Consider the following 25,915-nt stretch of genomic DNA (forward strand, 5'->3'; position numbering starts at 1 on the left):
AGGCACTAGCATGCTGCTCGGATAAATGCCGCAAGCTTCTCACTAGCATGCTGTTCACTCAATGCAGACATATCACCCGCGGCTTCCACTTTACCATCTGCCACAAACACAAAGTGGCTGGCAATCGCTTTGGCATCGCTTAAATGGTGCGTGACCATCAATACAGTTATTCCCCGCTCTGCTGCGAGTTTTTTTACCAAGCTCAGCATCTCTTCACGCAACACCGGATCAAGCGCCGAGAACGGCTCATCCAATAGCCACATGGGATGAGGCTGAACAAAACAACGCGCTAAGGCAACACGTTGACGCTGGCCACCAGAAAGATGCTCTGGCAAACGGTCGAGGTACTCTGCAACACCAACTTGCTGCGCGGCTTGTTCAATCTGACGATTTTGGTCCACCGTAAGCTTTAGCCCTGGGTGTAAGCCCAAACCGATGTTGTCACGCACCGATAAGTGAGCAAACAAATTGTGCTCTTGGAACAACATAGAGAACGGACGCAGATAAGGCTCTTTACGCACAATGGACTCACCATCAACACAAATATCACCACGGTCAGGATGGATGAATCCTGCCACCAACGCCAGCAAGGTTGACTTCCCTGCCCCACTTGGTCCCATCAGCGACACAATCTGTCCTTGCTCAATCGTTAAGTCAAAACGAAACAGTTCACGTTGGTAGGTGTACTGCACATCATCCAACACTAACATTACGCTCTCTCCTTCGTTTTCAATACTTTCTCAATCAAGGCAAAACAGCCCACACTCAACAACAATAGGGTCACCGATACCACCGCAGCCGCGTCCATCTGATAGCTGCCAAGCAGCTGGAATAAATACAGAGGTAAAGTGCGGAACTCTTGTCCGCCAAACAACGCAATAGCACTTAAATCGCCAATCGCAAACATAAAGCTGATCGCAAACGCATGTGCAAACGGCTTGCGTAGCGCCTGCCACTCCACCACTTTAAACCGTTGCCAGCCACGCATGCCTAAGCTGGCACATACATACTGATACTGTTGTTCAATGTGCAGCATTGGCTGCGCTAGCGTTTTGATCACGTAAGGCAAAGCCATCAAACCGTTCACCAAAATCACGACAAAAAATGCCAAGCTAAAAACATCGGTAAATGCGCGCAGTAGTAAGAATAAACCGGTGCTGATCACCAGACCTGGAGTCACCAAAATAACGGTGCCGATTAACTCAATCTGATCGGCTCGCGTGTTTTTGTACTGCAACCGCCAACGGCGACTGGTCAATAGTATGGACACCCCTGCAGCGACCGCAAGCGCGCTAGCGACACAGGCGACTTTGAGGGAGTTCAATAGCGCAGACCAAAAACGCTCATCGGTTAATACTGTCCAAACTTGTTGGTTGATGCCACTCAGTAACACCATCAATAACGGCGGTATTACCAGTAAAAAGGCACCTATGATCCAAAAGCTATCCCAAGCTTTTGACCACCCATGATCCTTCGTTAAATATTGCTGTACCGATGTGCTTCCAGCACTGATAGAAACAGGCCTTGTTAACTTCTGCACTCCAATAGCAAGCAGTCCACATAACAGCATCTGCCACAGCGCCAATAACGCCCCAGCTTGTAAATCAAAATCAAACTTAATCGCTTGGTAAATGGCCAATTCAATGGTGGTGGATTTTGGCCCGCCCCCCAACGCCATTACAGTGGCAAAACTGGTAAAGCACAACATAAACACCAACCCACAAACGTGGTGAAGCTGCTGCCTTAAACGCGGCCATTCTACCCAGCGAAACTTATCCCAATGGCTCATCCCAAGATGCGCGCAAAGCTTATGCTGCTCGGCAGGAATAGACTCCAAGGCTTGCAGAAGCAATCGTGCCGCGTAAGGTAAATTAAAGAACACATGGGCGAGTAAAATGCCGTTCAAACCGTAAATAGAGAATGGCAGTTTAGTGTCGAAACTTTGCAACCACTGCGCCAACAAACCACTGTTGCCATAAATCGCTAACAGCCCAAAAACACCAACCAAAACCGGCAAAACCAGTGTCGATGCAAACAGCTTAAGCAGTAATGATTTACCAATAAATTGGCGACGCGAAAGTGCGTGCGCTACTGGAATGGCAAAGCCAACACTGAGCAATGTGGAAAGAAACGCTTGGTAGAAACTGAACTTGGTGACATGTTGATAGTACGGGTCGCCCCATACCACAGACACATCAAGTGAAGGGGCTTGAACAATCAAAGCACCTAGGGCAGAAATAACAAAGGTCGCGATGATCATCGCGACCCCTAAACCTATTTTTGGAACAGAATTCAAAGGTAAAACCTATCTCATTCAGATGAGGATGGAAACGTCAGCTAAAACGTCAATGCGCTTTGCCATTCGCGAATCCAAGACTTACGCATTTTTGCCACTTCATCAGCACTAAAGCTCAACGACTTGCTTGGAACACTCAAAGTTTCAAAACCTTTAGGTAACTCAACGTCAGTGACTGGGTACATCCAGTTACCCGTTGGCATCGCCGATTGGAACTCATCACTTAAAATGAAACTCATAAATTGATCAGCAAGTTCTGAATTTTTTGCCCCTTTCACTTTGGCGGCTACTTCAACTTGCATGTAGTGGCCTTCAGCAAAATTCGCCGTAGCAAACTTCGAATCGTTTTCCGCAATTAAGTGGTACGCAGGTGAAGTGGTGTAAGAAAGCACTAAATCGGACTCACCATTGAGGAACATAGAATACGCCTCAGACCAACCTTTCGTGACCGTTACGGTTTTGCTCGCTAGCTTCTGCCACGCTTGCGTCACATCGTCGCCATAAATAGATTTCATCCATAGCATTAAGCCTTGGCCCGGCGTTGAAGTCCGCGGATCTTGGTAAATCACTTTCAGATCGTCGCGCGTTTCCACCAGCTCTTTCATGCTTTTCGGCGGATTAGCCAGTTTCTCTTTGTTGTACACAAACGCGAAGTAGCCGTAATCGTACGGTACAAACGTCGTGTCACTCCAACCGTTTGGTAACACTGTGTTAGCCGTATCCACATTGTGCTCGGCAAGCAGATCGGTTTTCTTCGCTTCTGCCATCAGATTGTTATCCAAACCTAATACGATGTCCGCTTTGCTATTACCGCCTTCAAGACGAAGACGATTCAGAATCGACACACCATCGTCCAACGCTACGAAGTTAACGTCACAGCCACATTTTGCTTCAAAAGCTTGCTCGATTTTAGGACCCGGCCCCCAATCTGCGGCAAAAGAGTCGTAGGTATAGATGGTTAATGTGTTTTCAGCGGCAAACGCTGAAGTAGAGGTGATTGCAGCTAGGGCAATCAGATTTAGAGTGGGTTTCACTGCTCGCTCTCCATGAGTATTTCAGAGAAATAAGTTGAGCGGCACAGGGTTTGAGGCGGCTATTAAGGACTTCCAATATCCAGACTCAATTCCTACGCCAGCATTATCTGGTTCAGGTAATACGGGTCCCTAGTTAAACACTTAGGTCTCAGCGCCCCAATGCATTGATTGACTCAATGCTAAATGGGTTTGCTCCCCGATGAGTTGGATGGATTGTAAAGGTATTTGAGTGGTTACACAATCAGCTCACGAGCGCTGGTCATAACCCCAACGAGGCACCAAACCTTGCTCAATACCTAAGTGGTCAAGAATTCTCGCCACCATAAAATCCACTAAGTCTTCAATACTCTTTGGCTGATGATAGAAGCCTGGAGCTGCTGGCATGATGGTGACGCCCATTTGCGACAGTTTGTGCATGTTCTCCAGATGTAGCGTTGAAAATGGTGTTTCGCGAACCACGAGCAACAGCTGCCCGCGCTCTTTCATTACCACATCAGCGGCCCGCTCGATCAAGTTATCTGACATACCATGCGCAATCGCTGCAACGCTTCCCGCAGAACATGGGCAAACCACCATTTGCTTTGGTGCAGCAGAACCAGACGCAACCGGTGAGAACCAGTCATCTTTACCGCAAACGGTGATGTTATTTCGATTGCAGTTCAGGTGCTCTACCAATGCTTGCTGCGCCGCTTCTGGGCCACTTGGTAGCTTAAGATTATGCTCGGTTGCCATCACAACACGAGCCGCCGAAGAAATCAGAACGTAGACATGATAATCCGCCGCAACCAAGCATTCTAAAAGACGAAGGCCGTAGGGAGCACCAGAAGCACCCGTTAATGCCAACGTGATGGCTTTTTTATGAGAGGGTTGTGTTTTGTTTTGCATATCAATCAGGCTTTTTGTTTTAACTGCTCAAGAAGTTTTCCGTGAATACCACCAAAGCCACCGTTGCTCATGACTAGAATTTGGTCACCTGGTCGCGCACGTTCGACGATCTTGGCTACAAAGTTATCTATATCCGCATCGACAAACGCTGGCTGTGTGCATTGGTCGGCAATGTCTTGCACAGACCACTCGATATTATCTGGCTGGAACAAGAAGACTTCATCTGCACTGTGTAGTGACTCTGCAAGTGTGTTTTTGTGTACGCCACGCTTCATGGTGGCAGAACGCGGCTCTAACACAGCTAGAATGCGTTTTTCACCTACCTTGTTACGCAAACCACCGACAGTAAGTTCAATTGCCGTTGGGTGATGCGCAAAATCATCGTAAACCGTCACACCTTGTTCTTCACCTTTCAGCTCTAAACGGCGCTTGGTATTGATGAAACGCCCTAATGCTTGGCAAGCAAGATCCGGAGTGACTCCAACATGTCGTGCAGCAGCGATTGCCATCAGCGCATTATCCACATTGTGGTCACCCACCAAATTCCATTCGACGGTACCAACCTTCTCGCCTTGCAACGCAACGTCAAATTTTGAGCCATCAAGCACTAATTTGTGCGCTTGCCAGTCACCATTCTCACCAGAGAACTGTTTTTCAGTCCAGCAGCCACGCTCTAATACATCCGCTAACGCCTGATCTTTTCTCGGCGCTAAGATTAAGCCATTGCCGGGAACCGTTCGCACTAAATGATGGAATTGGCGCTTGATCGCCTCTAGATCATCGAAGATATCAGCATGATCGAACTCAAGGTTATTCATGATTAAAGTGCGAGGATGGTAATGCACAAACTTAGAACGCTTATCGAAAAAAGCACTGTCATATTCGTCCGCTTCAACGACAAAAAACATGCTTTCACCCAAACGAGCAGACACTCCGAAGTTACCGAGTACCCCACCGACTAAGAAACCCGGTTGATAACCACAATCTTCAAGTATCCAGGCAAGCATGCTCGACGTGGTCGTTTTCCCATGTGTACCCGATACCGCCAATACCCACCGATCATGCAGCAAAAACTCGTTGAGCCACTGCGGACCAGAGGTGTAGCGCATGTTAGTGTTGAGCACATGCTCGACACAAGGGTTGCCACGGCTCATCGCATTACCAATCACCACAAGATCTGGTTGAGGGTCGAGTTGAGACGGGTCAAAGCCTTCAATAATTTCAATACCTTGAGACTCAAGCAGTGTGCTCATTGGCGGATAAACGTTGGCATCAGAACCAGTGACTTTATGTCCTAATTGGCGCGCTAGAATCGCTGCGCCGCCCATAAATGTGCCACAGATACCCAAGATATGAATGTGCATAAACTAAACCTTGTAATGCGTTTTTTAATGCTTTCATTATCGCGATTACCGCCTGAAAAGCGAGTGACTTTAGCCTTCTTCTTGCAGTCCCTTTCACAAATATGACAAGGTTGAACACAGACTGTACAACCTCTTGCTTACTGATGAATCCCTCAAACAAGTCTACAAATAAATTGAGATCTCAAACAGTTACTTCATTACCATTAAAAAGATCTGCGACTTAAACTTACATTCAGCGCAATCGTTTAACATCCATAAAGAGATGCTCACTTGCGCACTACCCCCAATGAAATGAAAATGTAAGGATTAACCATGTCAGGACTGCGCACCCTAGGCGAGTTCATTGTCGAAAAACAAGCGGATTTCCCCCACGCTAGCGGTGATCTATCATCCCTTTTAGCCTCCATTCGTTTAGCTGCAAAAATCGTTAACCGCGAAATCAACGCAGCGGGTCTCGGTGATATCACTGGTGCTGTAGGTACGGAAAATGTCCAAGGTGAAGATCAGCAAAAGCTCGATGTTTACGCGAACGATAAGTTCAAAGCCGCGCTTGAAGCTCGTGATCAAGTATGTGGCGTTGCCAGTGAAGAAGAAGACGAAGCAGTTGCGTTCAATAAAGAACTCAACCAAAACGCCAAATATGTAGTACTGATGGACCCACTTGATGGTTCTTCTAACATCGATGTGAACGTCTCTGTTGGTACTATCTTCTCGATTTACCGTCGTGTTTCTCCAATCGGTACTCCACCAACTGAAGAAGACTTCCTACAACCTGGTCACAAACAAGTGGCTGCGGGCTACGTAATTTACGGCTCCTCCACCATGTTGGTATACACAACAGGTAACGGCGTAAACGGCTTTACTTACGACCCATCTATCGGCAGCTTCTGTCTTTCTCATGAAAACATGATGATTCCTGATGATGGTAAGATCTACTCCATCAACGAAGGTAATTACATTCGTTTCCCTCAAGGGGTGAAGAAGTACATCAAGTACTGCCAAGAAAACGTGCCAGAAGACGGTCGCCCATACACTTCTCGCTACATTGGCTCGCTGGTTGCTGATTTCCACCGCAACCTACTGAAAGGCGGTATCTACCTTTACCCAAGCACACAAAGCCACCCACAAGGCAAGCTACGCCTGCTTTACGAATGTAACCCTATGGCATTCCTCATTGAGCAAGCTGGCGGCATTGCATCGGACGGCGTGAATCGCATTATGGACATCAAGCCTACTGAGTTGCACCAGCGTGTACCTTTCTTTGTGGGTTCGAAGAACATGGTTCGCAAAGTTGAAGAGTTCCTTGAACTGCACCGCGACGAAGAATAATTTCAGACCTTTGTCCAACGCGGCAGGTGTTTACCTGCCGCGTTTTTGTCGCTAAAGTGAAACGCGAATTTATCATCAGATGAAGCCGCTTTTGTGTGACTCATCGTTAATGAAAAGGAATATTCTAATGAGCTTAAACCATGTACCAGCAGGCAAGTCGCTGCCTGAAGATATCTATGTCGTTATCGAAATTCCTGCAAATGCAGATCCAATCAAGTACGAAGTAGATAAAGACTCTGGTGCTGTATTTGTCGACCGTTTCATGTCTGCACCAATGTTCTACCCATGCAACTATGGCTACGTGAACAATACCCTGTCTCTTGATGGCGACCCAGTCGACGTATTGGTACCAACACCATACCCACTCATGCCAGGTTCAGTCATTCGCTGCCGTCCTGTTGGCGTTTTGAAGATGACAGATGAATCGGGTGAAGATGCAAAAGTGTTTGCGGTTCCCCACTCAAAAATCTCGAAAGAGTACGAGCACATCCAAGATGTGGACGATATCCCAGAACTACTGAAAGCGCAGATCACGCAATTCTTTGAGCGTTACAAAGAGCTTGAAGCAGGCAAATGGGTGAAAGTGGATGGTTGGGCAGATGTTGCTGCCGCCAAAGCTGAAATCCTAGAATCTTACGAGCGAGCTCAGAAAAAATAAGCATCACTGCTGATACAAAATTAAAAAGAGCTGCTCTAGGGCAGCTCTTTTGCTTTCATCTTACCTGTGTCAACTAGATAGGTGCGCCTGCTGAAGACATTCGTCCAGCGTCGTAGTCATGTTGAAAGAAGGGGTCAACATCATCACAAATGCCAAAATACGGCCGCCCGATAACACCGAGCATATAAGCACTTTGCTCGCAATACTCTTGCTTGCCTTGCTGGTAACCCGCTTGATAAGCCATTATCAGTTCTGGCGTCGCATGGTTAACATCATCCAGCTTCGCAATTCGCTCCTCAGATAACTCCCGTAATCCATCTAAAGCTGACTGCTTACCAAACACTTGCCAATCGGTCACATTATTCGAAGTCGGTAGTGTTGTTTGTGCGCATGCAGCAAGAAGCAACGCCATTGATCCAATTACGAATGTTTTCATCGTGACTCCTTAGTGTTTAGCTCGTTGCTATTGATAATGTCAGTATAGCTCACACCTTTTGACACCAATCTCCGGAAGCGATTTCTTCGGTTAATTGCTCAGTATCTTGATATAAGTAGATCCAAGCTTGGCCAAACGGCGTAACGATGCTCTCTCGGCGATATTCCACTGGCACATCTTCTAACCTATCTAGCTCGGATAAGGTTTCATCATCAATCAGATACACTTCACCTTGAATCGAGCGTTGCCCATCAGACAACGCTGGATAAGGGCCTAAGTCATACATTGCAAATTGAGCATCCGTTTCATGTAAACCAAGAAACTGCGCCGAGCGCAAATACTGATGGTTGTACTCTCCCTTGCGTAACGTGCCGTAGACAAAAATCAAATGCTGCATAACCACTCCTTAGTCATGACTGTGTATGCTTAGATTAAAGCACTTTAATCGAACTCAAACTGATAGAGTAGGTCAACGGCGCTATCTACACCAGATACCGCTTCTAAATACAAGTCTTGCATCAATCGGTAACGCACAGTGAACTCACCTAGGGAGTTAAAGATGCCGACACCATATTTCACCTGCAAACCTGGCAGAATATAACCACTCACCGTCACTTGCGAGTCATCGCCCGACCCAGCAGTGTCCAGCTGTAAATCCTGTACGCCAAAGGCTTCACCGATTTCACCAACCACACGCCCACTCTTCGCCAAGCTTAAACCAATTAAGGTAGTCGTCATTGCATTACCACCGGCTTCACCATCAATATCTTGACCACGAAGTAGATAAGAAAGTGCATTGGCTTGGTTCATCGCGGGCTCTGAGAAAATTTCTATACTCGGATCAGATGCTGGGCCCGACACTTGTACCCCCGCAATGACATCATCTTGGGTATTGTCTGGATTACGAATCGCTTTGATAGACAAGTAAGGTTGATCTGGTGGACCATTCATCAGAATCTTACCTTCTTTAATCAATAAGTCCTGACCAAACGAACGATAAGAACCGTCGACAACATTCACTTCACCAACGATGAAAGGACCTTTGTCTTTTTGTGTCACGTTTAGGTTCCCTTTCAACCCACCTTTTAAACCAAAAGCGGCAAGTTGGAAGTCATCACCAATTTTAATGTTGATGTTCGTTTCCACATCAAACGGCATCGCAGCGACATCGTCCACTGGCTGCAAGTTTTTATCGAGAATAACGGTATCACTCGATACACCTACCGCACTTGGTGGAAGCTCTTCGACGACAATTCTGCCCCATGGCAAATTAATATCACCCTCAATTTTCGCAAGCTGAGGAGTCACATCTATTGTCATGTCAGGCTCAACTTTGATTTTTACCATTGGAGGCAAATCAACATTGAGCTCTTTAGCAAATACACGCGCTTTAGTGCGCCAGTTCTGTAAGTCCTGCCAGTTGGCATCACCGGTAACGTTCAACTCACCATCCGGGGTTAAAATTCCGGCATCCAAGTCCGCTTGATGGCCTTTAAAGTTGATGACGACCTGCCCTGAGTTTATATCTATCGGTGTGACTTCACCCTGTAGCTTCATTTGGTCAATCAAGAACTGACCATTAACCTTCGGATGCATGACGTCACCTGATATCGCTAGGTCAGTATTCATGTTTGCTTTAAACAAGCTGTACTCACCAATCAACGGTGCCAAGAAATCCAAGTGGAACGTAGAGAGTGAAACCTTACCATCAATAGTGGGCTTTTCAGTCGAGACATTCAGTAAAGAAACCTTACCAGACAAGTCGCCGTTATCTTTCACATCAAATAGCCACTCGGCATCAAGCTTGTCTTTCGCTAATGCTGCTTTAAAGTTGAAGCTTTCCCAACCGACTTTAATTGGCTGTTCAAGCGCTTGTTCAACTTGGCCTTTTGGCATATTGACACTTAAGGTTACTTCAGGCTTTTTCTCTGGTGCCCATTTAGCAAAAGCCTGTGCATTAACCGAGCCTTGCAGCTTGGTTTCTGGCGGCAGGAATTGTTTGATTTGGTCAAAATCAAAATCATTGATGGCTAACTTCGCCTGGCCACTCTTACCGACACTAATGTCTTCGGTTAGACATACGCTCGACTCCGCTTGCAACCAACAATGCGCTTGAACGTTCGCGATCTGTTTGTCGATATTGACCTTCACCGCGGTCGATTTTTGCAACGCCCACGGGCCTTGTTGCGAGCTCAGCGTCAAGCGGCGCAGCGCCCCATCCCAAATCATTTCTGGTTTCTGCTGGAATGTCCCTTCAATTTCTAAACTGGTCGACACCAGGTCAGACACTACATCGAGTGTCAGTTGATGCAGTTTTTCATCCCCAGAGACTTCAAGGTCAGCACTATCAACTTTTATGTCGTCATAGGTAATGTTGTTCGCAATTAGGCTTATGTTCGCTTTTGGTGCTGGCAGAGGCTTCACATCACCCTTTAAGGTGATCGTTTCTACGTTCGCCTGTTGCTGCCAGTTTATCTGATTTAAAGCGAGATCAAGATTGATGTCTGGTTCTTTCAAGCTACCACGTAGTGCGACTTTACCTTGCATTTTACCTGCAAGGTCCGGAACACTTTTTGCAAAATCAGGGAAGTTAACCTCAACATCCATCAGAATTTGCTTATCGATCTTACCCTTTGCACTCAGTTGGTTCGGGCCATGAGAAAGCGCTAAACCCTGAGTGGTAAGTTGGATGTCTTCGCCTTTGCCGTTCTTATCAGACGCTTCAAGTTGCCCTTCAACATTCAGCGGATACCCTCGCAAAATGCCGTCAATGTCTAACTTAGGCAAACTGACTTGCCAACCGCCTTGTTCTGTTAACGACCCCGAAGTCGAAAGATTACCGCTGATATCCCCTTCGGCTTCTTTCCACTGCAATCCTGGTTGAATGTTCTTCAGGTTTAAGTCAGCTTGCCAGTTGATTGGCGCGGCCCAATTGGCCATGACTTTCCCAGAGAGTTCGCCCCCTAAGGTTTTCACTACAAGGCTTTCGAGGTCAATTTGCTCTAACGTACCTTTGCCGTTTAGTGCGACATCAACGGCGGGAATATCTTTGCCCGAAGCTTTGGTTTCTAATGCGACTTCGTAGCCATCAAGTGAGCCTTTTGCCGCCAAGCTTGGTACAGAAACCTGGTAATCGCTTTGTCCAAATAGCGGCCATTGCGCCTGTACATTTTTAATCGCGACATCAAACGGTAACTGCGTTTTAAGCGGTTGAATATCACCTTTGATCTCCGCTTGTACAAGCTCAGAAAGCGTAGCATTTAGTGACAAATCACCAACCGAACCCGAGACCGAAAGCGACAGTTTTTGTCCCTTCGCATCCGCTTGCTTCACTAACGCGTCCAATTGCGCTTTGATAGGGTAATCAGAAGAAAGCGTCACTTGTGTGCTCAACTTGCCTTCCACTTCTGGCATGTCGAGCTCTAACGTTTTGACATCAACACGTTCACCGCCTGCTCTTGCAACCAAACCAAGATGATTGACGATCACTGGCGTTTCACCCGCCAGTTTGAAATTGTGAATATCAAGACGACGCGCTTCAACCGTCAGTGGAATCCATACTTCGGGTAACACAATATCTTGCGGCGTAACGTCAGTTTCTTTCGGCTCCTCGGCAGCCGCTTCAGGTTCAGCCTCACTTGGTGCTAAAGCCACATTAATGTCTTTCAACGCGGTAGGTGCGATCACCAAACGATCACCCTGCATCGACAAAGCGGTCGAGAATGTTTGCCAATCAATTTGATTGCCCAGCACATTGACATTGATGTCATTAAAGCTGACTTTATTAACAAAAATTGGCACTGGCGTACTGATAGAACGCAGTGGTGGTGTTTCCTCTTGCTCCTCGCTTGCTGGCGGTAGCTCTGGCATCTTAAAGTCAAGCCCCTGCAGTCTTAACTCATCGACACAGACCTTAGGGTCAAAGAAACAGCGGAAGTTCACTGCCAATGCTAAACGCTCGACTTTGGCGTCGATATTCAAAGACTCATCGACAAAACTGACGTTATGCAGTTCGAAGCGAGGAAACAATGAACCCTGCACTTTTTCAATCTGCAATTGTGGTAGTGCTTTTTCGGCTCCCCACAAGGCAAATTTGAGGCCTGGGTGGGTAAATAAAACTGTCGCGACAATAATGATGAGCAACAGCAATAGACCAATCAAACTGAGCGACAGCCATTTGGTCCACTTAAACATCATTTTGATCATAGCTCAGGCCCCAATGAGAAGTGGATACGAAACTCTCGTTCTGGTTTTGCATCCAACCCCCATGCAAAATCAAAACTAACAGGGCCCACCGGAGACGCCCAGCGGATACCAACACCAGCACCTGATTTCCAATCTGGTGTTTCATTAAACGCATCACCAATATCGTAAAACGTTGCAGCCCACCAGTTTCCATAAACACGATATTGGTATTCTAATGTACTGCTAACAATGTATTTACCCCCCGTCAGGGCGCCACTCTCATCCACAGGTGAAATAGATTCATAGCCGTAACCACGAATATTATTGTCACCACCAGCGAAGAAACGCAGCGACGGTGATAGTTTTTCAAGTTCATCGGTAATATTCGCACCACCTTCTAAGCGGAACAAACCACGATGATTCTCTCCAATACCACGAATCCAAGAAGTCGAGCCAATTAAGCGGAGCACTCTAGTTTCAGAAAGCATAGCGGTATCACCATACTCAATAGTGATGCTTTGCTTGTCTCCCCACATTGGCATATTGCCCCCTCGAACCCTAGTCCGAGAAAATGTCGCACCTGGAAGTACGAAGTTGAATTCATCATCTTGTAAACCTTGCGTAAAGCTCTCGTACAAATGACGAACATAAACGGTATTATGCCAACCACCGTCTGCTAACCAATGACGCTCCACTGCAAGGTTAGACTCGATACTCTGCGTGTCACGGTTGTCTAGGTTTTTAAGCCCATATTGAACTTGATAATAATCGTTAGCGACATCTTCTAAAGGAATTTTGTAAGAAGCAGTCACGGTTTGCTCTGGCTTAGATAGGGATAAAGCGGTGTTGAAACTGTGTCCTCGGGAGCTCACCCAAGGTTTCTTCCACTTCAACGTTCCTCGAACGCCGACATCCGTTGAGTAACCAATACCCGTCTCGATCTGATTCTTCGAAGCAGGAGATAAAGACACTTTAATTGGCAAGTCTCGGCCATCATCAAGCCTATCCAATTCAGGCTCAACAAAAACTGAGGAAAACCACTCCGTATTTGATAGCTTCTGGTTAAACTCGCCCAGCTTCGAAACGTTGTATGGGTCCCCTTCTTTAAAAGGTTGTAGTGATGCGACACGGTCTTCCCAGATGTGGTTGCCAATAAAAGAAACGTCGCCAAAATTGAAACGTATTCCACTGCTGTAGTGCAAACGGACATTAGCTTCGTTCAGATCAGGGATAACCTCTAATCGACTTAGCGTAAACTCACCGTTGAAGTAACCACGCTGAAGCGCCAAGTTACGAATGCCTGACTTAAGGCTGTCGTATTGGCCTTGATTCAAAACTTGACCAACTTTGAGCGGAGAGCGCTCAATAAGTTTTGCAAACTCTTCATCGTCTTTAGCCTCTCCGGTGATGGCCACATCCATGACTTTCACTTTCACTGGCAAGCCCGGCTTGATGAGCACAATTAACTCATCATTCGCTTCAGGAATAGAGTATGAAATTTTTGCATGATAATACCCAAGCGCGTTAAGCGCTTCAGTGATACTTTGATCTAATCTCGCTTGAAAACGCAGAGAAGTGGAGTAATCCTTCTCTGGAATAGATGATAGATACGCACTGACATTCTCTTCTAAAGCGCCATCAATGCCTTTCAAAGTCAAAGAAACATCGGCATAGGCACCATGAGAAAAGGCAAACAGGCCAACAATGGTGGGGAGAGCTTTTTTTATCATGCTTTTATGGCTGAATGAGGTTAAGTAAACGTAAATAATGATAACGCCAATTAGATTCTAAGTCTGTAATATTAATAGGTTTAACGCGGTCTATGTCATCACAGCATCAGATACAGACGAAATGAAAAAGTTCGCAAATTTAAGACACGTATTGAAGGACAAATACCATGCTCAACAAACAAACATTGATCAGTATAGAAGATGCCTTGCCAGGTAGAGATCAACCAATGCAGATTGACGATCATCATTTTGTAAATAAATCTAACCTAAAGGCGCCTCTGACGTCACACCAACAGCAGATTTTGCTCGGAATGGGCTGTTTTTGGGGCGCTGAGCGCGTATTTTGGCAACTCGACGGCGTTGTATCCACTTCGGTCGGTTACGCTGGGGGTTACACACCCAATCCCACCTATGAAGAGGTCTGTACAGGTAAAACGGGTCATACAGAAGTCGTACGAGTCGTTTTCGATGAACGCGTCATCTCATTAGAAAAGCTACTGGCTGTTTTTTGGGAAAAACACGACCCAACTCAGGGAATGCGTCAAGGTAACGACTTAGGTACTCAATATCGTTCTGCAATTTACACTTATTCGACGGAGCAACTCGAGAGCGCAGAGAAATCGAAACTCTTGTATCAACAAGCACTGCAAGAAGAGCAACGCGCGAACATCACCACCGAAATACAACCAGCAGGTCCGTATTACTTTGCGGAAACCTACCACCAGCAATATTTGGCGAAAAACCCTGATGGTTACTGTGGCATCGGAGGAACGGGAGTTTGCTTCCCACTAAGCCTCCAAGGATAAACCTAACCAGCAACAAAAAGAGCGACCGATATGGTCGCTCTTTTCTAAATCTAAGTGGGTACCAAGCTAACTAAGCCGATAATGATGCTATCACTTGGTTGACTTCTTTAAAGATGGTGAGCCTTTTATGATCGTTGACGTCAGGTAGTAACACTTTGCCATTGTCGAACTGAAAACAACCAACCCCGACAATAAAAAACTGACCTTTGAACAACGTTTTAACAAAACGGGCCACTTGTAATGGTCGATATACAGCAAACTCACGTAGCATAACTCACCTCAATTCCTTTGAGAAAACACGGATTGCTTATTTTTCCTCTGCAATCTTAATGCGCAATTTGCGACGGAACTCATTTTAGCAAATTCTAAATATAACGCAAGATTACACCACCCCATACGTTAAATAAATGTTATAAACGGTCCTACAAATTTCTAAGATCTGGATATATACTGGAAGCTTCCAAACCTCGTACGGAATATAACAATATGAAAACTAAGACTCTCCTAGCTCTACTACTGGCCTTAACGCCAAGCTTGACCTTTGCACACAACTTGTCAGTAGGAAAAAGCGTTCCTCCTGTCAATGTTGCCGCTTACGGCGAGATTGTTTTACAAGGCGAAGGCGTTGCATACCAACCCTGGGCAACTCAACATATGCAAGGCAAAGTTCGTGTTATTCAAGCCATCGCAGGCCGTAGCAGTTCAAAAGAGATGAATGCCCCTTTAATGTCGGCAATAACAGCGGCAAATTTTCCACAAGAAAGCTACCAGACCACGACTATCATCAACCAAGATGATGCAATTTGGGGGACAGGCTCGTTCGTGAAGTCTTCAGCTCAAGACAGCAAAAAAGAGTTTCCTTGGTCATCCATGGTTCTTGATGAAAATGGCGTAGTTGCTAATACTTGGGACCTGAAAGAAGAAAGCTCGGCCATTATTGTTCAAGACAAAACGGGCAAAGTTCTGTTTGTCAAAGAGGGCGCACTTGAGCAAGATGAGATAACAAAAGTCATTGAGCTTATTAAACAGAACATCTAGCTTCATTGAATGGCTCCTTGTTCTTGTTGTAAGGAGCTATATGAATTTGATTAGAAGCATGGGCAGTGACAACTCTGCTCTTTATAAGTGCGACACTTCCACAGAGAGTATTACCAATATTTTTCGGCACGTATGTGTGGAGTTAAATTTTTCTGCTAGCCAACAAAAGAGTGAACTTTTATTCATTATGGGTGTTATATTATAACAGTCGGTAAGAGGAGCTCAGATGTACCACCACCAGCAAAAACCACTAAGATATTGGTATCGCACTGCTTTATTTTTCAGTGTTGCGTTGCTGATCGCTTGGAACTTTGCGGTTGTACTCCATCAAGTCGATCTGACGCCCGACCATCATACCCATCATCATTGCCAATTATTTTCTGGTGTTCAGCACGGTATAGCAAAGGTACAACCTACCCTCTCTACACCGACTTTTACGCGCGCCCAGCATCATCATGTTTTTTTGCATCTCGTGTACGGCGAAGAAGTTCTTGGCGCTGCTCGTGCCCCTCCTTATTTTGCTTAATTTCCAAACTATTCCACACTCAAAATTATTGAGTTCATTCCCGCACCTAGTGTGTCAGGGAACAATAACTTAGTGAAACTCGAATCTGAGCAATACCGCCTTTGGTTAATGCCAGTAAAATTAGGAAAAATACAATGTCATCAAAACACGTTTTAGCCCTTGCTATTGGCCTCACTTTATCGACAGCAGCGAATGCAAACGAATACCGCCAGCATGGTGCTCATGTGCATGGTCACGTCGAGTTTAATATCGCCCAAGATGGCAAAGATCTGTTAGTAGAGATCACAGCTCCTGGAGCTGATGTTGTGGGTTTCGAGCATGCTCCAGAAAACGCGCAACAAGAGCAAGCGCTTAAACAAGCCGTCGCTACACTCGAAGACAGCAACGCATTGTTCGCTATTAACTCACAAGCTGATTGTAATATTGAAGAAGCTTACGTGAGCCACAACCTAAGCGAAACTCATGAGGAACATGATCATAGTGAGCACGACCATGATGACCATGCACATCACGATCATGAAGGGCACGAACATCATGATCATAATGATAAACATGACCACCATGACGATCATGATGAGGCGCACGATCATGGCGGTCACGGTGAATTTTCGGTGCAATATCGCTTCAGTTGCGAACAAGTTAATCAGCTTAGCCAAATCCAAACCGATTGGTTTAACCAATTCCCAACTACAGAGTCCATCAGCGTCAATATATTCACTGATACCATGCAATCAGCAATTAAATTAAGCAAAGATAACACCCAAATCGTAATCAAATAACACGAGTGGCGTGTAAGTACCCACTTACACGCCACAGCTTTGGTGATTTAATATGACTGAAACCACACCAAATGTTGTCGAGCTAGAGGATGCCCAATTTTTCTGGCCCGGTTCAACCAACGCAACCATCCGCATCCCCAAATTACACATTACACAAGGCGAGCATGTGTTTATCAAAGGTCCAAGTGGCTGCGGTAAATCGACCTTGCTCGCTTTGTTGACGGGGATTAACACATTAACTTCAGGCTCTCTATCTGTACTCGATACTGACCTTGCTAGTTTAAGTGCCAGTCAGAGAGACCGCTTTCGCGCCAATCATATTGGCTACATCTTTCAACAGTTCAATTTATTGCCGTACCTTAACGTACTTGAAAACGTATTATTGCCATGTCAGTTCAGTAAAATACGACGTGACCGTGCCCATTTAGGTGCCTCATCTCAAACGTTAAATGAACAGGCTCAGGCCCTACTAGAACGACTGCACTTGCCAAACGAGCTTCATACACGCCCTGTCTCTGAATTGAGTATTGGTCAACAACAACGTGTGGCTGCGGCTCGAGCTCTGATAGGACATCCAGAGTTAGTGATCGCTGACGAACCAACCTCAGCTTTAGACTATGACAATCGTAAAGCATTTATTGAGCTCCTTATGGAGCAAGCGAATCAAGCCAATGCCACACTGGTATTCGTTAGCCACGACCCAACACTCGAACCCTTATTCGATCGCACGCTCAATCTACCCGACATTAATCAAGTATCTAGCCTAGGAGCCATATCATGAGTGCTGTTGTAAAGCTCGCCTGGAAAAGCTTGATGAACCGCAAAGCGACGGCAATTCTAACCATCATGACCGTTGCGATTTCTGTGGTACTCCTCTTGGGCGTCGAGCGTATCCGAACTCAAGCCAAGGATAGCTTCGCCAATACAATTTCAGGCACAGACCTCATTATTGGTGGACGCTCTGGGCAAGTGAACCTATTGCTCTATTCTGTGTTTCGTATTGGTAATGCGACCAACAACATCGATTGGAAAAGCTACCAAGAGTTTGCCAATCATCGTTCAGTCGATTGGGCTATTCCAATCTCGCTTGGCGACTCGCATAAAGGCTTCCGAGTTATGGGAACCAATCACAGTTACTTTGAGCATTACAAGTTTGGAAGTAAGCAACCACTAACATTTGGCAAGGGTAGAGAATTCAATGGTTTATTTGAAACCGTGCTAGGTTCTGATGTCGCTAAACAACTTGGTTATGATATCGGTAGCGAAATCATCATTGCCCACGGCATTAGCGACGTTGGCTTTAGCCGTCATGACAATCTGCCATTTAAAGTTGTCGGTATCCTTGCACCTACAGGAACACCAGTCGACAAAACTGTCCATGTATCATTGGAAGCCATCGAAGCCATTCACGTCGGATGGGAAAGTGGTGCGCGTTTGGGCCCGACACCCAAGGCACAAGATCTCAAAAACAGAGACTTTCAGCCCAAACAAATTACCGCTATGCTCGTTGGTTTGAAATCTCGTATTCAAACTTTCGCCCTGCAAAGACAAATTAACACCTACCCCAAAGAGCCGCTCAGCGCCATTATGCCCGGCGTTGCGTTGCATGAGTTATGGGGAATGATGTCGGTTGCAGAGCAAGCCCTAATGGCAGTATCTGGTTTTGTCGTGATCGCAGGGTTGTTAGGTATGTTAAGCAGTCTATTAACTAGCCTACAGGAACGCCGCCGTGAAATGGCGATTTTGCGTGCCATGGGAGCAAGGCCTCGTCATGTTTTCTCACTCTTAATTAGTGAAGCCAACTTGCTTACTGCTGCTGGTATTATTACTGGCGTTACTGGGCTGTATGCCATTCTTGCTATCGCGCAGCCGATCATCCAACAGCACTATGGAATACATCTCACCTTAAGCATCTTATCTACTTATGAGTGGATGCTATTAGGTTTCGTACAATGCGCTGGTATTGTGATTGGTTTCATTCCCGCACTCCGCGCCTACCGACAGTCACTGAGTGACGGAATGACAATAAGGATTTAATAAAATGTGGAAAAAAATACTCGCAAGTTGCTTGCTGGTCGTCGCATTCACAGCGCCTGTTATGGCCAGCGAAGAACCATTAAAGCTTGACTGGATTGACCTTGTTCCAGAAAAAGAGCGTAAATTGTTCGACAGTATAGGCATGCCCGCATCTGATCACAGTGGTGGCGCAGCCCAGCAGTCCAAGATTGGTAACGTTCGACCAGAACTGAACGGAAGCCAAGTTAAAATTCCGGGGTTTGTTATCCCACTTGAAGGTGATGCCGATACCGTCACCGAATTTTTATTGGTGCCATATTTTGGAGCTTGTATTCACGTGCCACCACCGCCTCCAAACCAGATCATTTACGTGAAGTTTCCGAAAGGCGCGCCTGTTCAAGAGTTGTGGGATGTTATATATGTGGTTGGAACGTTGAAAACCGAGACGATAAACCACGAACTGGCAGAAACGGCTTACGTTATTGAGGGATCAGAAATAGAAGCCTACGACGATATGTAATTTAAGTCGTCGATAAGCCTCGCTACACCTAAGGCGTCACACTGGCGCCTTTTTTAGCTTTGTGCTACACGATATAACGAGATAAATACGCTAACACGCCCACATAAATAACCAAAAGAAACGCTATCGACAGGTGCTTTTTGAGTTTACCTGCTTCTGAGAACTTCATAGCCCCTCCAAAATAACGATAACAATTTTAACAACTCATTATCATTTTGAATAGCCCTATTCGTTCAAAAACTGAGAACTCCTGTCTGGTCGCTTGGTCAGATAAGGTGTAAATTTAAACGTGCGAACCGCGCAGTTCTTGGTAGGAAAACGAATGGCAGACCCGACAAAGCAACCTGTTGTCATCGAACATCAGTCAGACACAAAAAAAAATACGCAACAAGAAAAGAAACAAGGCTACATAAAAGACAGTGCTAGTAAGGTAAAAACCATAGCCCAAATACACGGTCTTGACGCCTTACTGCAAACCGAACCGCCAGCCAAATCTGCGTTTGAAAGAGCCCAATTGCGAGAGCAACGACGCCAAGAACAGCGACAAAAAAACTTAGAACAGATTTTAAAATTAGCGCACAGTTCATGCCGAGATGAGACAGCGGGAGAGCCAGACCAAGATTGGTTGCATCGATTTTTTGAGATGGCTCAAGACATCCATAACAGCGCGATGCAAAAGCTATGGGCTCAAGTGATGAAGCGTGAAGTGACCAATCCGGGTTCAACGTCCATGAAAGCGTTGAAAACCCTCAAGGATATGTCACCAAAGGAAGCACAAACTCTGCAAAGAGCCGCCTCTTTAGCGTGCAGTTTTGGAGGGGATCACAGCAGAAAACTGCTGATTGGTTACAAAGCCCAAGGAGGCATATTTAGCTTCGGCAAGCGAGACGTCGCTAACAGCCTAAATATGGGAAGTTTTCAACTGCCGTATTCAAGCTTGTTGCTCTTAATTGAATTAGGGCTGCTGCACAGTGCCGAACTTGAATCTGGCGAAATTAGTATCGAAACACCGTTGGTCCTCACCTACCAAGGTAAAAACTTGTCACTGAACGTAAACAGTAAAGGTGTCCGCCTTTTATATTACCGCTTCACACCCACAGGCAATGAGCTCTGTACCTTGCTCGGAAACAAACCACATGCCGAATACTACGATCAAATGCTTGCACTGTTAAATCATAGATTTAGTGTCCATAGTGAAGCTAAAAGTACGGTTCATCATACCGTCTAGCCAGCTTGAGAAGCATTTGATCACCTATGATCCAAATACTTCTCCAGCTGCTCAAAGAGCTTTAGGTCACCTATGATCTAAATGCTTTTTTATCGGATCACACCGCGTTGTTTAAGATCGATTAAGCACAAATCCACCAGCTCATCGACACTCTTTTCTCCCGCGGGCAAATCGATTTCAGGGTTCTCTGGCGCTTGATATTCCGAATCAATACCAGTGAAATTAGGAATCTCTCCCGCACGGGCTTTACGGTATAAACCCTTAGGATCTCGACCTTCGCAAACCTCTAGAGATGCATTGACATACACTTCGATAAACTCGCCTTCTGGCAATAAATCGCGCACTAACTTCCGCTCTGCACGATGCGGTGAAATAAACGCCGACAGAACAATTAAACCCGCATCTGCCATCAACTTCGCCAGTTCACCAATACGACGAATGTTCTCGCGACGGTCCTGTTCAGAAAAACCTAAATCGCTACACAAACCATGTCGTACATTGTCACCATCCAATAAATAGGTGTGGTAACCCAATGCTGCAAGGCGATTTTCCAACGCCCCCGCTACGGTTGATTTACCCGCTCCAGATAAGCCAGTGAACCACAATACGGCAGGTTTTTGCTTCTTTAATTCAGCACGAAACTGTTTATCAACCGAATGCTGGTGCCAAACAATGTTTTCATCTTTTACCGTCGTTTCGGCAGTCATAACGTATCCTTGTAAATATCGGAATTAAAACGGGAAAAAGACCGGGATCAAAGTAAGTACTAATACAGAGTACACAATCGAAATTGGCACTCCAATTCTCACGTAGTCGGTCAATTTGTAATTTCCTACGCTGTACACCAGCAGGTTAGTTTGGTAACCGTAGGGAGAGATAAAGCTCGCACTCGCGCCGAACAAAACCGCCATGATGAATGGCATCGGATCCACGCCATAACCCACCGCCATGCTATAGCCGATAGGAAAAGAAAGCGCAGCCGCGGCATTGTTTGTCACCAATTCAGTGAGTACCAATGTCATGATATAAGTCGCCACCAAGGCACCAAATACTCCCCAGCCATTAAACGCTTCAATAAACATCACTCCCATTCTTTCTGACAATCCAGAAGAGATCATCAGTTGAGCAATAGACAAAGCGGAACCGACAATCACGACGATATCGATCGGAAAACGGCGGCGCAGTTCTGAAATCTGCACAATACCAAACGCAATAAGCGCGATAAGGTACGCAGCTAGACCTTTAATAATCGGTACTAACTCTAATAGAGCGCATCCAATTACGGCTGCAAAGCCCAGTAATACAATGGAAGACTTATTCGTATCAAGCCGAGCGCTAGAGTCCAAGTCATGCACTAAAACAAACTCTTTACGATGAGCTCGGCGTTCAGACTCAAAACGCTTTCCTGGAACCAGAACTAACGTGTCCCCAGGCGCTAAGGTAATACTACCCAAGCCACCTTCTAGGCGTTCGTGGCCTCGGCGAATCGCCACAACAACGGCATCGAATCGGTCGCGGAATCGGCTCTCTTTGAGGGTTTTGTAGCAAAATGTCGCCGACGAGCTCACCACAACTTCGATAAAGTTTTGCCCATTTAAGTGCTGCTGACCAAACAACTTGAGGCCCGGAATTTCTTGCAGGGTCGCGACGCTCTCAACATCGCCACAAAATAACAGGCGGTCTTTTGCATTGAGCACAAAATCCGGTCCCACAGAAGAAACAGTAACACCATCGCGCACCACTTCTGCAAGAAACAGTTTGCGCAGCGCACGTAAATTATTCTCGCTGATCGTACGCCCAACTAGCGGTGAGCCTGGCTCAACGCGAGACTCAAGAAAGTAAGGTAAATCTTCTTGACTTTGATCATCATAATTCGGTAGCAAGTAGCTCAGTGGGATAAGAATCAGCATCCCTCCCACCAGCACAGCCAAACCTATCATCGTAGGTGTAAAGAAGCTCAGGCTCGGTAAGCCTGCGTCTTCGACAAAGCTGTTGATGATTAAGTTAGTCGACGTACCAATCAAAGTTAACGTGCCACCAAAAATGGCGGCATAAGACAAGGGAATAAGTAATTTCGAAGGTGCATGCTGCTGATTACGCTTAATCGCCCCAATCAATGAGACAACCACAGCGGTATTATTCGTAAATGAAGAAAGCAAGGCGGTCGACACACCGAGCTTAGCAATCACGCTGCCTAACTGACCCTCAGAGATACTTCGGCTCACCCAACTGATCAGCAGTGTTTTTTCTAGAGCACAGGATGCAAGAATCAATAGAACCAGGGTTAACAATGAAGAGTTGGTAAAATTGGATGCGATAGTGGCTGAATCCATCATCCCAGCCATGAATGCAATAAAAGCGGCACCCGCAAAGACGTAACTAGGCTTAATTTTCGTGACAAGCAAGCAAGTGATAATGCCAAGCAAAATCGCTAACACAAACCCTTGTTCCCACATAGCCTTTCCTTACCAAATAGCCCCAAAGGGCACAACAACGACTCATTTATCCATGAAACACCGACAAACGAGTAAACAGACAAAAATCAGCGCAAGCGAAAAGAACATCAGAATGCTCGGTTTTCTTGGGCTCCACCGAAGCATTCTGGTATTAGGAGAATACCTAACGACATTTCGCAATTCAGTTAGGTAGCGACGCCCCAAGTACAACAGCAGACAGAGCCTGAAATTATCGTACTTGGGTAAGCCAGTTACTTTTTCAGAAACTGGCTGACGTCTTTTGCTTCCCAGTGTGGGAAGTGTTTACGGACAAGCGCATTAAGCTCAACTTCAAACGCAGAGATGCCCGTCAAATCGCGCTCAACCACGGCGAGGCTCTCTTTAACCATGCCAGCACCAACCGTCACGTTTGTCAGACGATCGATAATGATAAAGCCACCGGTATCTGCACAGTCTTGATAATTGTCCAGCGCGACTGACTCATTAAGAGACCATTCACACAAACCAATACCATTCAATGGCAGCTCTGCCGAGCTATGAGTCGAGAGATTATTAATGTCATATTGATGACGAATCGCTTCAACATGACCTACGGTTTTCTTACCTGCGATTTTGATGTCATAGTCACGACCCGGTTGCAGGGGGTGCTCTGTCATCCATACCACATCGGCAAGCAAATGGTTTGTGGTTTCCACTTGAGCATTATCTAGAACAATCAAATCGCCACGGCTAATATCGATCTCATCGCTTAGCGTCAGAGTGACAGCTAATCCGGCACGAGCTTCTTCGATATCACCATCAAAGGTCACAATACGAGCCACAGTTGACGTTTTACCCGATGGCAATGCTTTAATGGCATCACCGACTTTGATCGAACCAGAAGAAATGGTCCCCGCAAAACCACGGAAATCGAGGTTAGGACGATTAACGTATTGCACAGGGAAGCGGAATTCACCCGCGCCTTTTTCTTGATCCACATCGACCGTTTCAAGAAGCTCAAGCAATGATGGGCCTTTAAACCAAGTCAGGTTTTGGCCTTTATCCACCACATTGTCCCCTTCAAGCGCTGAGATCGGGATGATTTGAATATCAATATCCCCTGTCAGATTCTCAGAGAACTTCAGATACTCATCGCGGATCTCTTCAAAGCGCTCTTGGGAGTAATCCACTAAGTCCATCTTGTTGATCGCGACAACAAAGTGCTTCAAGCCCAACAGGTTGGAAATGAAAGAGTGACGACGAGTTTGATCGAGAATGCCCTTACGTGCATCAACCAGAATCACAGCTAAGTCACATGTCGATGCACCTGTAGCCATGTTACGTGTGTACTGCTCGTGTCCAGGAGTATCTGCAATGATGAATTTACGTTTCTGCGTCGAGAAATAGCGGTAAGCTACATCAATCGTGATCCCCTGCTCGCGCTCAGCTTGTAAGCCATCGACCAACAACGCAAGGTCAGGTTTTTCACCCGTGGTGCCCACACGTTGGCTGTCTGAATGCACTGCCGCTAGCTGATCTTCATAAATTTGTTTTGAGTCATGGAGTAAGCGACCGATTAATGTACTTTTACCGTCATCCACCGAGCCACAAGTCAAGAATCTAAGTAACGACTTGTACTGGTGTTGTGTTAAATAGCCTTCGATACCAAGCTCGGCTAATTGAGCTTCAACTGCACTGTTCATTATCTTTCCTTAGATCCTTTAGAAGTAACCTTGACGTTTCTTAAGCTCCATCGATCCTGACTGATCGTGGTCGATCGCTCGGCCTTGGCGCTCACTCGACGTTGCCACTAGCATCTCTTCAATAATGCCAGTTAAAGTGTTTGCTTCAGACTCGATGGCCCCGGTCAATGGATAACAACCAAGGGTACGGAAGCGCACACTCTTCTCTTCAATCACTTCACCCGGTTGAAGCTCCATACGATCATCATCAACCATGATCAGCATGCCATCGCGTTCAACAACTGGGCGTTTGTCCGCGAGGTAAAGCGGCACGATCTCGATGTTTTCTAAATAGATGTATTGCCAGATATCAAGCTCAGTCCAGTTAGACAGCGGGAATACACGAATGCTCTCACCCTTATTGACCTGGCCGTTGTACGTCTTCCATAGCTCAGGACGTTGGTTTTTAGGATCCCATGTATGGTTCTTATCGCGGAATGAATACACGCGCTCTTTCGCCCGTGATTTCTCTTCGTCGCGGCGCGCACCACCAAAGGCCGCATCAAAACCGTACTTGTTCAGCGCTTGTTTTAAGCCTTGAGTCTTCATGATGTCAGTGTGCTTAGAAGAACCATGAACAAACGGACTACAGCCCATGGCTAGACCTTCTGGATTCTTATGTACCAAAAGCTCAAAACCGTATTTGGCCGCGGTGCGATCACGAAATTCAATCATCTCGCGGAACTTCCAATCGGTGTCGACATGCAGCAATGGAAATGGAATCTTACCTGGGTAAAAAGCTTTACGCGCTAGGTGCAGCATCACTGATGAGTCTTTACCAATCGAATACATCATGACTGGGTTATCAAACTCAGCCGCAACTTCGCGGATAATATGGATACTCTCCGCTTCGAGTTGTTTAAGGTGAGTTAAACGTTGTTGGTCCATGTTTTGTATTTCCTTTTTAA

The 25,915-nt window shown here is 46.0% G+C and carries 24 protein-coding genes and 1 riboswitch; of the genes, 10 read left to right on the plus strand and 14 right to left on the minus strand.

The window, feature by feature from the left end:
- Positions 1-5: 5 nt before the first annotated feature.
- The 5 genes from thiQ to mpl all read right to left on the minus strand — a co-directional run bounded on the left by thiQ (position 6) and on the right by mpl (position 5,579).
- Positions 6-710, minus strand: coding sequence for a thiamine ABC transporter ATP-binding protein (gene thiQ / locus J4N43_RS14050; protein WP_005379648.1), 705 nt, complete (start codon positions 708-710; stop codon positions 6-8).
- A complete protein-coding gene (thiP, locus tag J4N43_RS14055) occupies positions 710-2,296 on the minus strand; it encodes a thiamine/thiamine pyrophosphate ABC transporter permease ThiP (protein ID WP_080996829.1) in 1,587 nt (528 codons plus the stop codon). The genes thiQ and thiP overlap by 1 nt, the downstream gene beginning before the upstream one ends.
- A 41-nt stretch (positions 2,297-2,337) precedes the next feature.
- Positions 2,338-3,330, minus strand: a complete 993-nt coding sequence (gene thiB / locus J4N43_RS14060) for a thiamine ABC transporter substrate binding subunit (RefSeq protein WP_005379642.1) — start codon at positions 3,328-3,330, stop codon at positions 2,338-2,340.
- Between the two features lie 72 nt (positions 3,331-3,402).
- A riboswitch (TPP riboswitch) is annotated at positions 3,403-3,539 on the minus strand.
- Between the two features lie 37 nt (positions 3,540-3,576).
- Positions 3,577-4,215: a flavin prenyltransferase UbiX gene (locus J4N43_RS14065; RefSeq protein ID WP_005379640.1), complete on the minus strand. Its 639-nt coding sequence runs from the start codon at positions 4,213-4,215 to the stop codon at positions 3,577-3,579.
- Between the two features lie 5 nt (positions 4,216-4,220).
- Positions 4,221-5,579, minus strand: a complete 1,359-nt coding sequence (gene mpl / locus J4N43_RS14070) for a UDP-N-acetylmuramate:L-alanyl-gamma-D-glutamyl-meso-diaminopimelate ligase (protein ID WP_033906021.1) — start codon at positions 5,577-5,579, stop codon at positions 4,221-4,223.
- A gap of 312 nt (positions 5,580-5,891) precedes the next feature.
- Here mpl and fbp point away from each other — a divergent pair, with 312 nt between their 5' ends.
- Positions 5,892-6,908 carry a class 1 fructose-bisphosphatase gene (gene fbp, locus J4N43_RS14075; RefSeq protein ID WP_005383114.1) on the plus strand — a complete coding sequence of 339 codons (1,017 nt, stop codon included), beginning with the start codon at positions 5,892-5,894 and terminating at the stop codon, positions 6,906-6,908.
- Between the two features lie 127 nt (positions 6,909-7,035).
- Positions 7,036-7,566 carry an inorganic diphosphatase gene (gene ppa / locus J4N43_RS14080; protein ID WP_005379635.1) on the plus strand — a complete coding sequence of 177 codons (531 nt, stop codon included), beginning with the start codon at positions 7,036-7,038 and terminating at the stop codon, positions 7,564-7,566.
- Positions 7,567-7,639: 73 nt separating this feature from the next.
- Here ppa and J4N43_RS14085 read toward each other — a convergent pair whose 3' ends face one another.
- From J4N43_RS14085 to tamA, 4 genes are read right to left on the minus strand one after another with little or no spacing between them, the layout of a single operon-like run.
- A complete protein-coding gene (locus J4N43_RS14085) occupies positions 7,640-8,002 on the minus strand; it encodes a DUF2799 domain-containing protein (RefSeq protein WP_053306847.1) in 363 nt (120 codons plus the stop codon).
- Between the two features lie 49 nt (positions 8,003-8,051).
- Positions 8,052-8,399 (minus strand): gamma-glutamylcyclotransferase family protein, encoded by a 348-nt coding sequence (locus J4N43_RS14090; protein ID WP_033906019.1) that lies wholly within the window; start codon positions 8,397-8,399, stop codon positions 8,052-8,054.
- A gap of 44 nt (positions 8,400-8,443) precedes the next feature.
- Positions 8,444-12,208 carry an autotransporter assembly complex protein TamB gene (tamB, locus tag J4N43_RS14095; RefSeq protein ID WP_053306846.1) on the minus strand — a complete coding sequence of 1,255 codons (3,765 nt, stop codon included), beginning with the start codon at positions 12,206-12,208 and terminating at the stop codon, positions 8,444-8,446.
- Positions 12,205-13,917, minus strand: a complete 1,713-nt coding sequence (gene tamA, locus J4N43_RS14100; protein ID WP_053349698.1) for an autotransporter assembly complex protein TamA — start codon at positions 13,915-13,917, stop codon at positions 12,205-12,207. The genes tamB and tamA overlap by 4 nt, the downstream gene beginning before the upstream one ends.
- Positions 13,918-14,084: 167 nt before the next feature.
- Here tamA and msrA point away from each other — a divergent pair, with 167 nt between their 5' ends.
- Entirely contained in the window at positions 14,085-14,723 is a 639-nt protein-coding gene (gene msrA / locus J4N43_RS14105) for a peptide-methionine (S)-S-oxide reductase MsrA (protein ID WP_053349699.1), read from the plus strand.
- A 70-nt stretch (positions 14,724-14,793) separates the two neighbouring features.
- Here msrA and J4N43_RS14110 read toward each other — a convergent pair whose 3' ends face one another.
- Positions 14,794-14,994, minus strand: a complete 201-nt coding sequence (locus tag J4N43_RS14110; RefSeq protein WP_005379612.1) for a DUF1107 domain-containing protein — start codon at positions 14,992-14,994, stop codon at positions 14,794-14,796.
- A gap of 215 nt (positions 14,995-15,209) precedes the next feature.
- Here J4N43_RS14110 and J4N43_RS14115 point away from each other — a divergent pair, with 215 nt between their 5' ends.
- The 7 genes from J4N43_RS14115 (at position 15,210) to J4N43_RS14145 (ending at position 20,830) form a co-directional block, all read left to right on the plus strand.
- Positions 15,210-15,761: a YtfJ family protein gene (locus J4N43_RS14115; protein ID WP_053349700.1), complete on the plus strand. Its 552-nt coding sequence runs from the start codon at positions 15,210-15,212 to the stop codon at positions 15,759-15,761.
- 226 nt (positions 15,762-15,987) lie between these two features.
- Positions 15,988-16,287 (plus strand): DUF2607 family protein, encoded by a 300-nt coding sequence (locus J4N43_RS14120; protein ID WP_080996830.1) that lies wholly within the window; start codon positions 15,988-15,990, stop codon positions 16,285-16,287.
- Between the two features lie 134 nt (positions 16,288-16,421).
- Entirely contained in the window at positions 16,422-17,066 is a 645-nt protein-coding gene (gene zrgA, locus J4N43_RS14125) for a zinc uptake protein ZrgA (protein WP_053349701.1), read from the plus strand.
- Positions 17,067-17,118: 52 nt separating this feature from the next.
- Positions 17,119-17,847 carry an ABC transporter ATP-binding protein gene (locus tag J4N43_RS14130; RefSeq protein ID WP_053349702.1) on the plus strand — a complete coding sequence of 243 codons (729 nt, stop codon included), beginning with the start codon at positions 17,119-17,121 and terminating at the stop codon, positions 17,845-17,847.
- Positions 17,844-19,103, plus strand: coding sequence for an ABC transporter permease (locus tag J4N43_RS14135; RefSeq protein WP_158159546.1), 1,260 nt, complete (start codon positions 17,844-17,846; stop codon positions 19,101-19,103). The genes J4N43_RS14130 and J4N43_RS14135 overlap by 4 nt, the downstream gene beginning before the upstream one ends.
- 4 nt (positions 19,104-19,107) lie before the next feature.
- Positions 19,108-19,602, plus strand: coding sequence for a DUF3299 domain-containing protein (locus tag J4N43_RS14140; RefSeq protein ID WP_005379600.1), 495 nt, complete (start codon positions 19,108-19,110; stop codon positions 19,600-19,602).
- A 322-nt stretch (positions 19,603-19,924) separates the two neighbouring features.
- Positions 19,925-20,830 carry a TIGR03899 family protein gene (locus tag J4N43_RS14145; RefSeq protein ID WP_005379599.1) on the plus strand — a complete coding sequence of 302 codons (906 nt, stop codon included), beginning with the start codon at positions 19,925-19,927 and terminating at the stop codon, positions 20,828-20,830.
- An 89-nt stretch (positions 20,831-20,919) separates the two neighbouring features.
- On the opposite strand, the gene cysC is transcribed toward J4N43_RS14145, so the two are convergent.
- From cysC to cysD, 4 genes are all read right to left on the minus strand, one after another.
- Positions 20,920-21,537 (minus strand): adenylyl-sulfate kinase, encoded by a 618-nt coding sequence (gene cysC / locus J4N43_RS14150; protein ID WP_005379598.1) that lies wholly within the window; start codon positions 21,535-21,537, stop codon positions 20,920-20,922.
- A gap of 24 nt (positions 21,538-21,561) precedes the next feature.
- Entirely contained in the window at positions 21,562-23,286 is a 1,725-nt protein-coding gene (locus tag J4N43_RS14155) for an SLC13 family permease (RefSeq protein WP_047101907.1), read from the minus strand.
- Between the two features lie 251 nt (positions 23,287-23,537).
- Positions 23,538-24,968 (minus strand): sulfate adenylyltransferase subunit CysN, encoded by a 1,431-nt coding sequence (gene cysN, locus J4N43_RS14160; protein ID WP_047101905.1) that lies wholly within the window; start codon positions 24,966-24,968, stop codon positions 23,538-23,540.
- An 18-nt stretch (positions 24,969-24,986) separates the two neighbouring features.
- Positions 24,987-25,895 carry a sulfate adenylyltransferase subunit CysD gene (cysD, locus tag J4N43_RS14165; RefSeq protein WP_005379592.1) on the minus strand — a complete coding sequence of 303 codons (909 nt, stop codon included), beginning with the start codon at positions 25,893-25,895 and terminating at the stop codon, positions 24,987-24,989.
- Positions 25,896-25,915: the final 20 nt, after the last annotated feature.

It is taken from the genome of Vibrio sp. SCSIO 43009, assembly GCF_023716525.1.
Taxonomy (GTDB): domain Bacteria; phylum Pseudomonadota; class Gammaproteobacteria; order Enterobacterales; family Vibrionaceae; genus Vibrio; species Vibrio alginolyticus.

What these genes read in the sequence shown, in the direction of transcription:
- thiQ (WP_005379648.1), bottom strand. Translation starts at nt 710, where the DNA reads ATGTTAGTGTTGGATGATGTGCAGTACACCTACCAACGTGAACTGTTT.
- J4N43_RS14065 (WP_005379640.1), bottom strand. Translation starts at nt 4,215, where the DNA reads ATGCAAAACAAAACACAACCCTCTCATAAAAAAGCCATCACGTTGGCA.
- mpl (WP_033906021.1), bottom strand. Translation starts at nt 5,579, where the DNA reads ATGCACATTCATATCTTGGGTATCTGTGGCACATTTATGGGCGGCGCA.
- fbp (WP_005383114.1), top strand. Translation starts at nt 5,892, where the DNA reads ATGTCAGGACTGCGCACCCTAGGCGAGTTCATTGTCGAAAAACAAGCG.
- ppa (WP_005379635.1), top strand. Translation starts at nt 7,036, where the DNA reads ATGAGCTTAAACCATGTACCAGCAGGCAAGTCGCTGCCTGAAGATATC.
- J4N43_RS14085 (WP_053306847.1), bottom strand. Translation starts at nt 8,002, where the DNA reads ATGAAAACATTCGTAATTGGATCAATGGCGTTGCTTCTTGCTGCATGC.
- J4N43_RS14090 (WP_033906019.1), bottom strand. Translation starts at nt 8,399, where the DNA reads ATGCAGCATTTGATTTTTGTCTACGGCACGTTACGCAAGGGAGAGTAC.
- tamB (WP_053306846.1), bottom strand. Translation starts at nt 12,208, where the DNA reads ATGATCAAAATGATGTTTAAGTGGACCAAATGGCTGTCGCTCAGTTTG.
- tamA (WP_053349698.1), bottom strand. Translation starts at nt 13,917, where the DNA reads ATGATAAAAAAAGCTCTCCCCACCATTGTTGGCCTGTTTGCCTTTTCT.
- msrA (WP_053349699.1), top strand. Translation starts at nt 14,085, where the DNA reads ATGCTCAACAAACAAACATTGATCAGTATAGAAGATGCCTTGCCAGGT.
- J4N43_RS14110 (WP_005379612.1), bottom strand. Translation starts at nt 14,994, where the DNA reads ATGCTACGTGAGTTTGCTGTATATCGACCATTACAAGTGGCCCGTTTT.
- J4N43_RS14115 (WP_053349700.1), top strand. Translation starts at nt 15,210, where the DNA reads ATGAAAACTAAGACTCTCCTAGCTCTACTACTGGCCTTAACGCCAAGC.
- J4N43_RS14120 (WP_080996830.1), top strand. Translation starts at nt 15,988, where the DNA reads ATGTACCACCACCAGCAAAAACCACTAAGATATTGGTATCGCACTGCT.
- zrgA (WP_053349701.1), top strand. Translation starts at nt 16,422, where the DNA reads ATGTCATCAAAACACGTTTTAGCCCTTGCTATTGGCCTCACTTTATCG.
- J4N43_RS14130 (WP_053349702.1), top strand. Translation starts at nt 17,119, where the DNA reads ATGACTGAAACCACACCAAATGTTGTCGAGCTAGAGGATGCCCAATTT.
- J4N43_RS14135 (WP_158159546.1), top strand. Translation starts at nt 17,844, where the DNA reads ATGAGTGCTGTTGTAAAGCTCGCCTGGAAAAGCTTGATGAACCGCAAA.
- J4N43_RS14140 (WP_005379600.1), top strand. Translation starts at nt 19,108, where the DNA reads ATGTGGAAAAAAATACTCGCAAGTTGCTTGCTGGTCGTCGCATTCACA.
- J4N43_RS14145 (WP_005379599.1), top strand. Translation starts at nt 19,925, where the DNA reads ATGGCAGACCCGACAAAGCAACCTGTTGTCATCGAACATCAGTCAGAC.
- cysC (WP_005379598.1), bottom strand. Translation starts at nt 21,537, where the DNA reads ATGACTGCCGAAACGACGGTAAAAGATGAAAACATTGTTTGGCACCAG.
- J4N43_RS14155 (WP_047101907.1), bottom strand. Translation starts at nt 23,286, where the DNA reads ATGTGGGAACAAGGGTTTGTGTTAGCGATTTTGCTTGGCATTATCACT.
- cysN (WP_047101905.1), bottom strand. Translation starts at nt 24,968, where the DNA reads ATGAACAGTGCAGTTGAAGCTCAATTAGCCGAGCTTGGTATCGAAGGC.
- cysD (WP_005379592.1), bottom strand. Translation starts at nt 25,895, where the DNA reads ATGGACCAACAACGTTTAACTCACCTTAAACAACTCGAAGCGGAGAGT.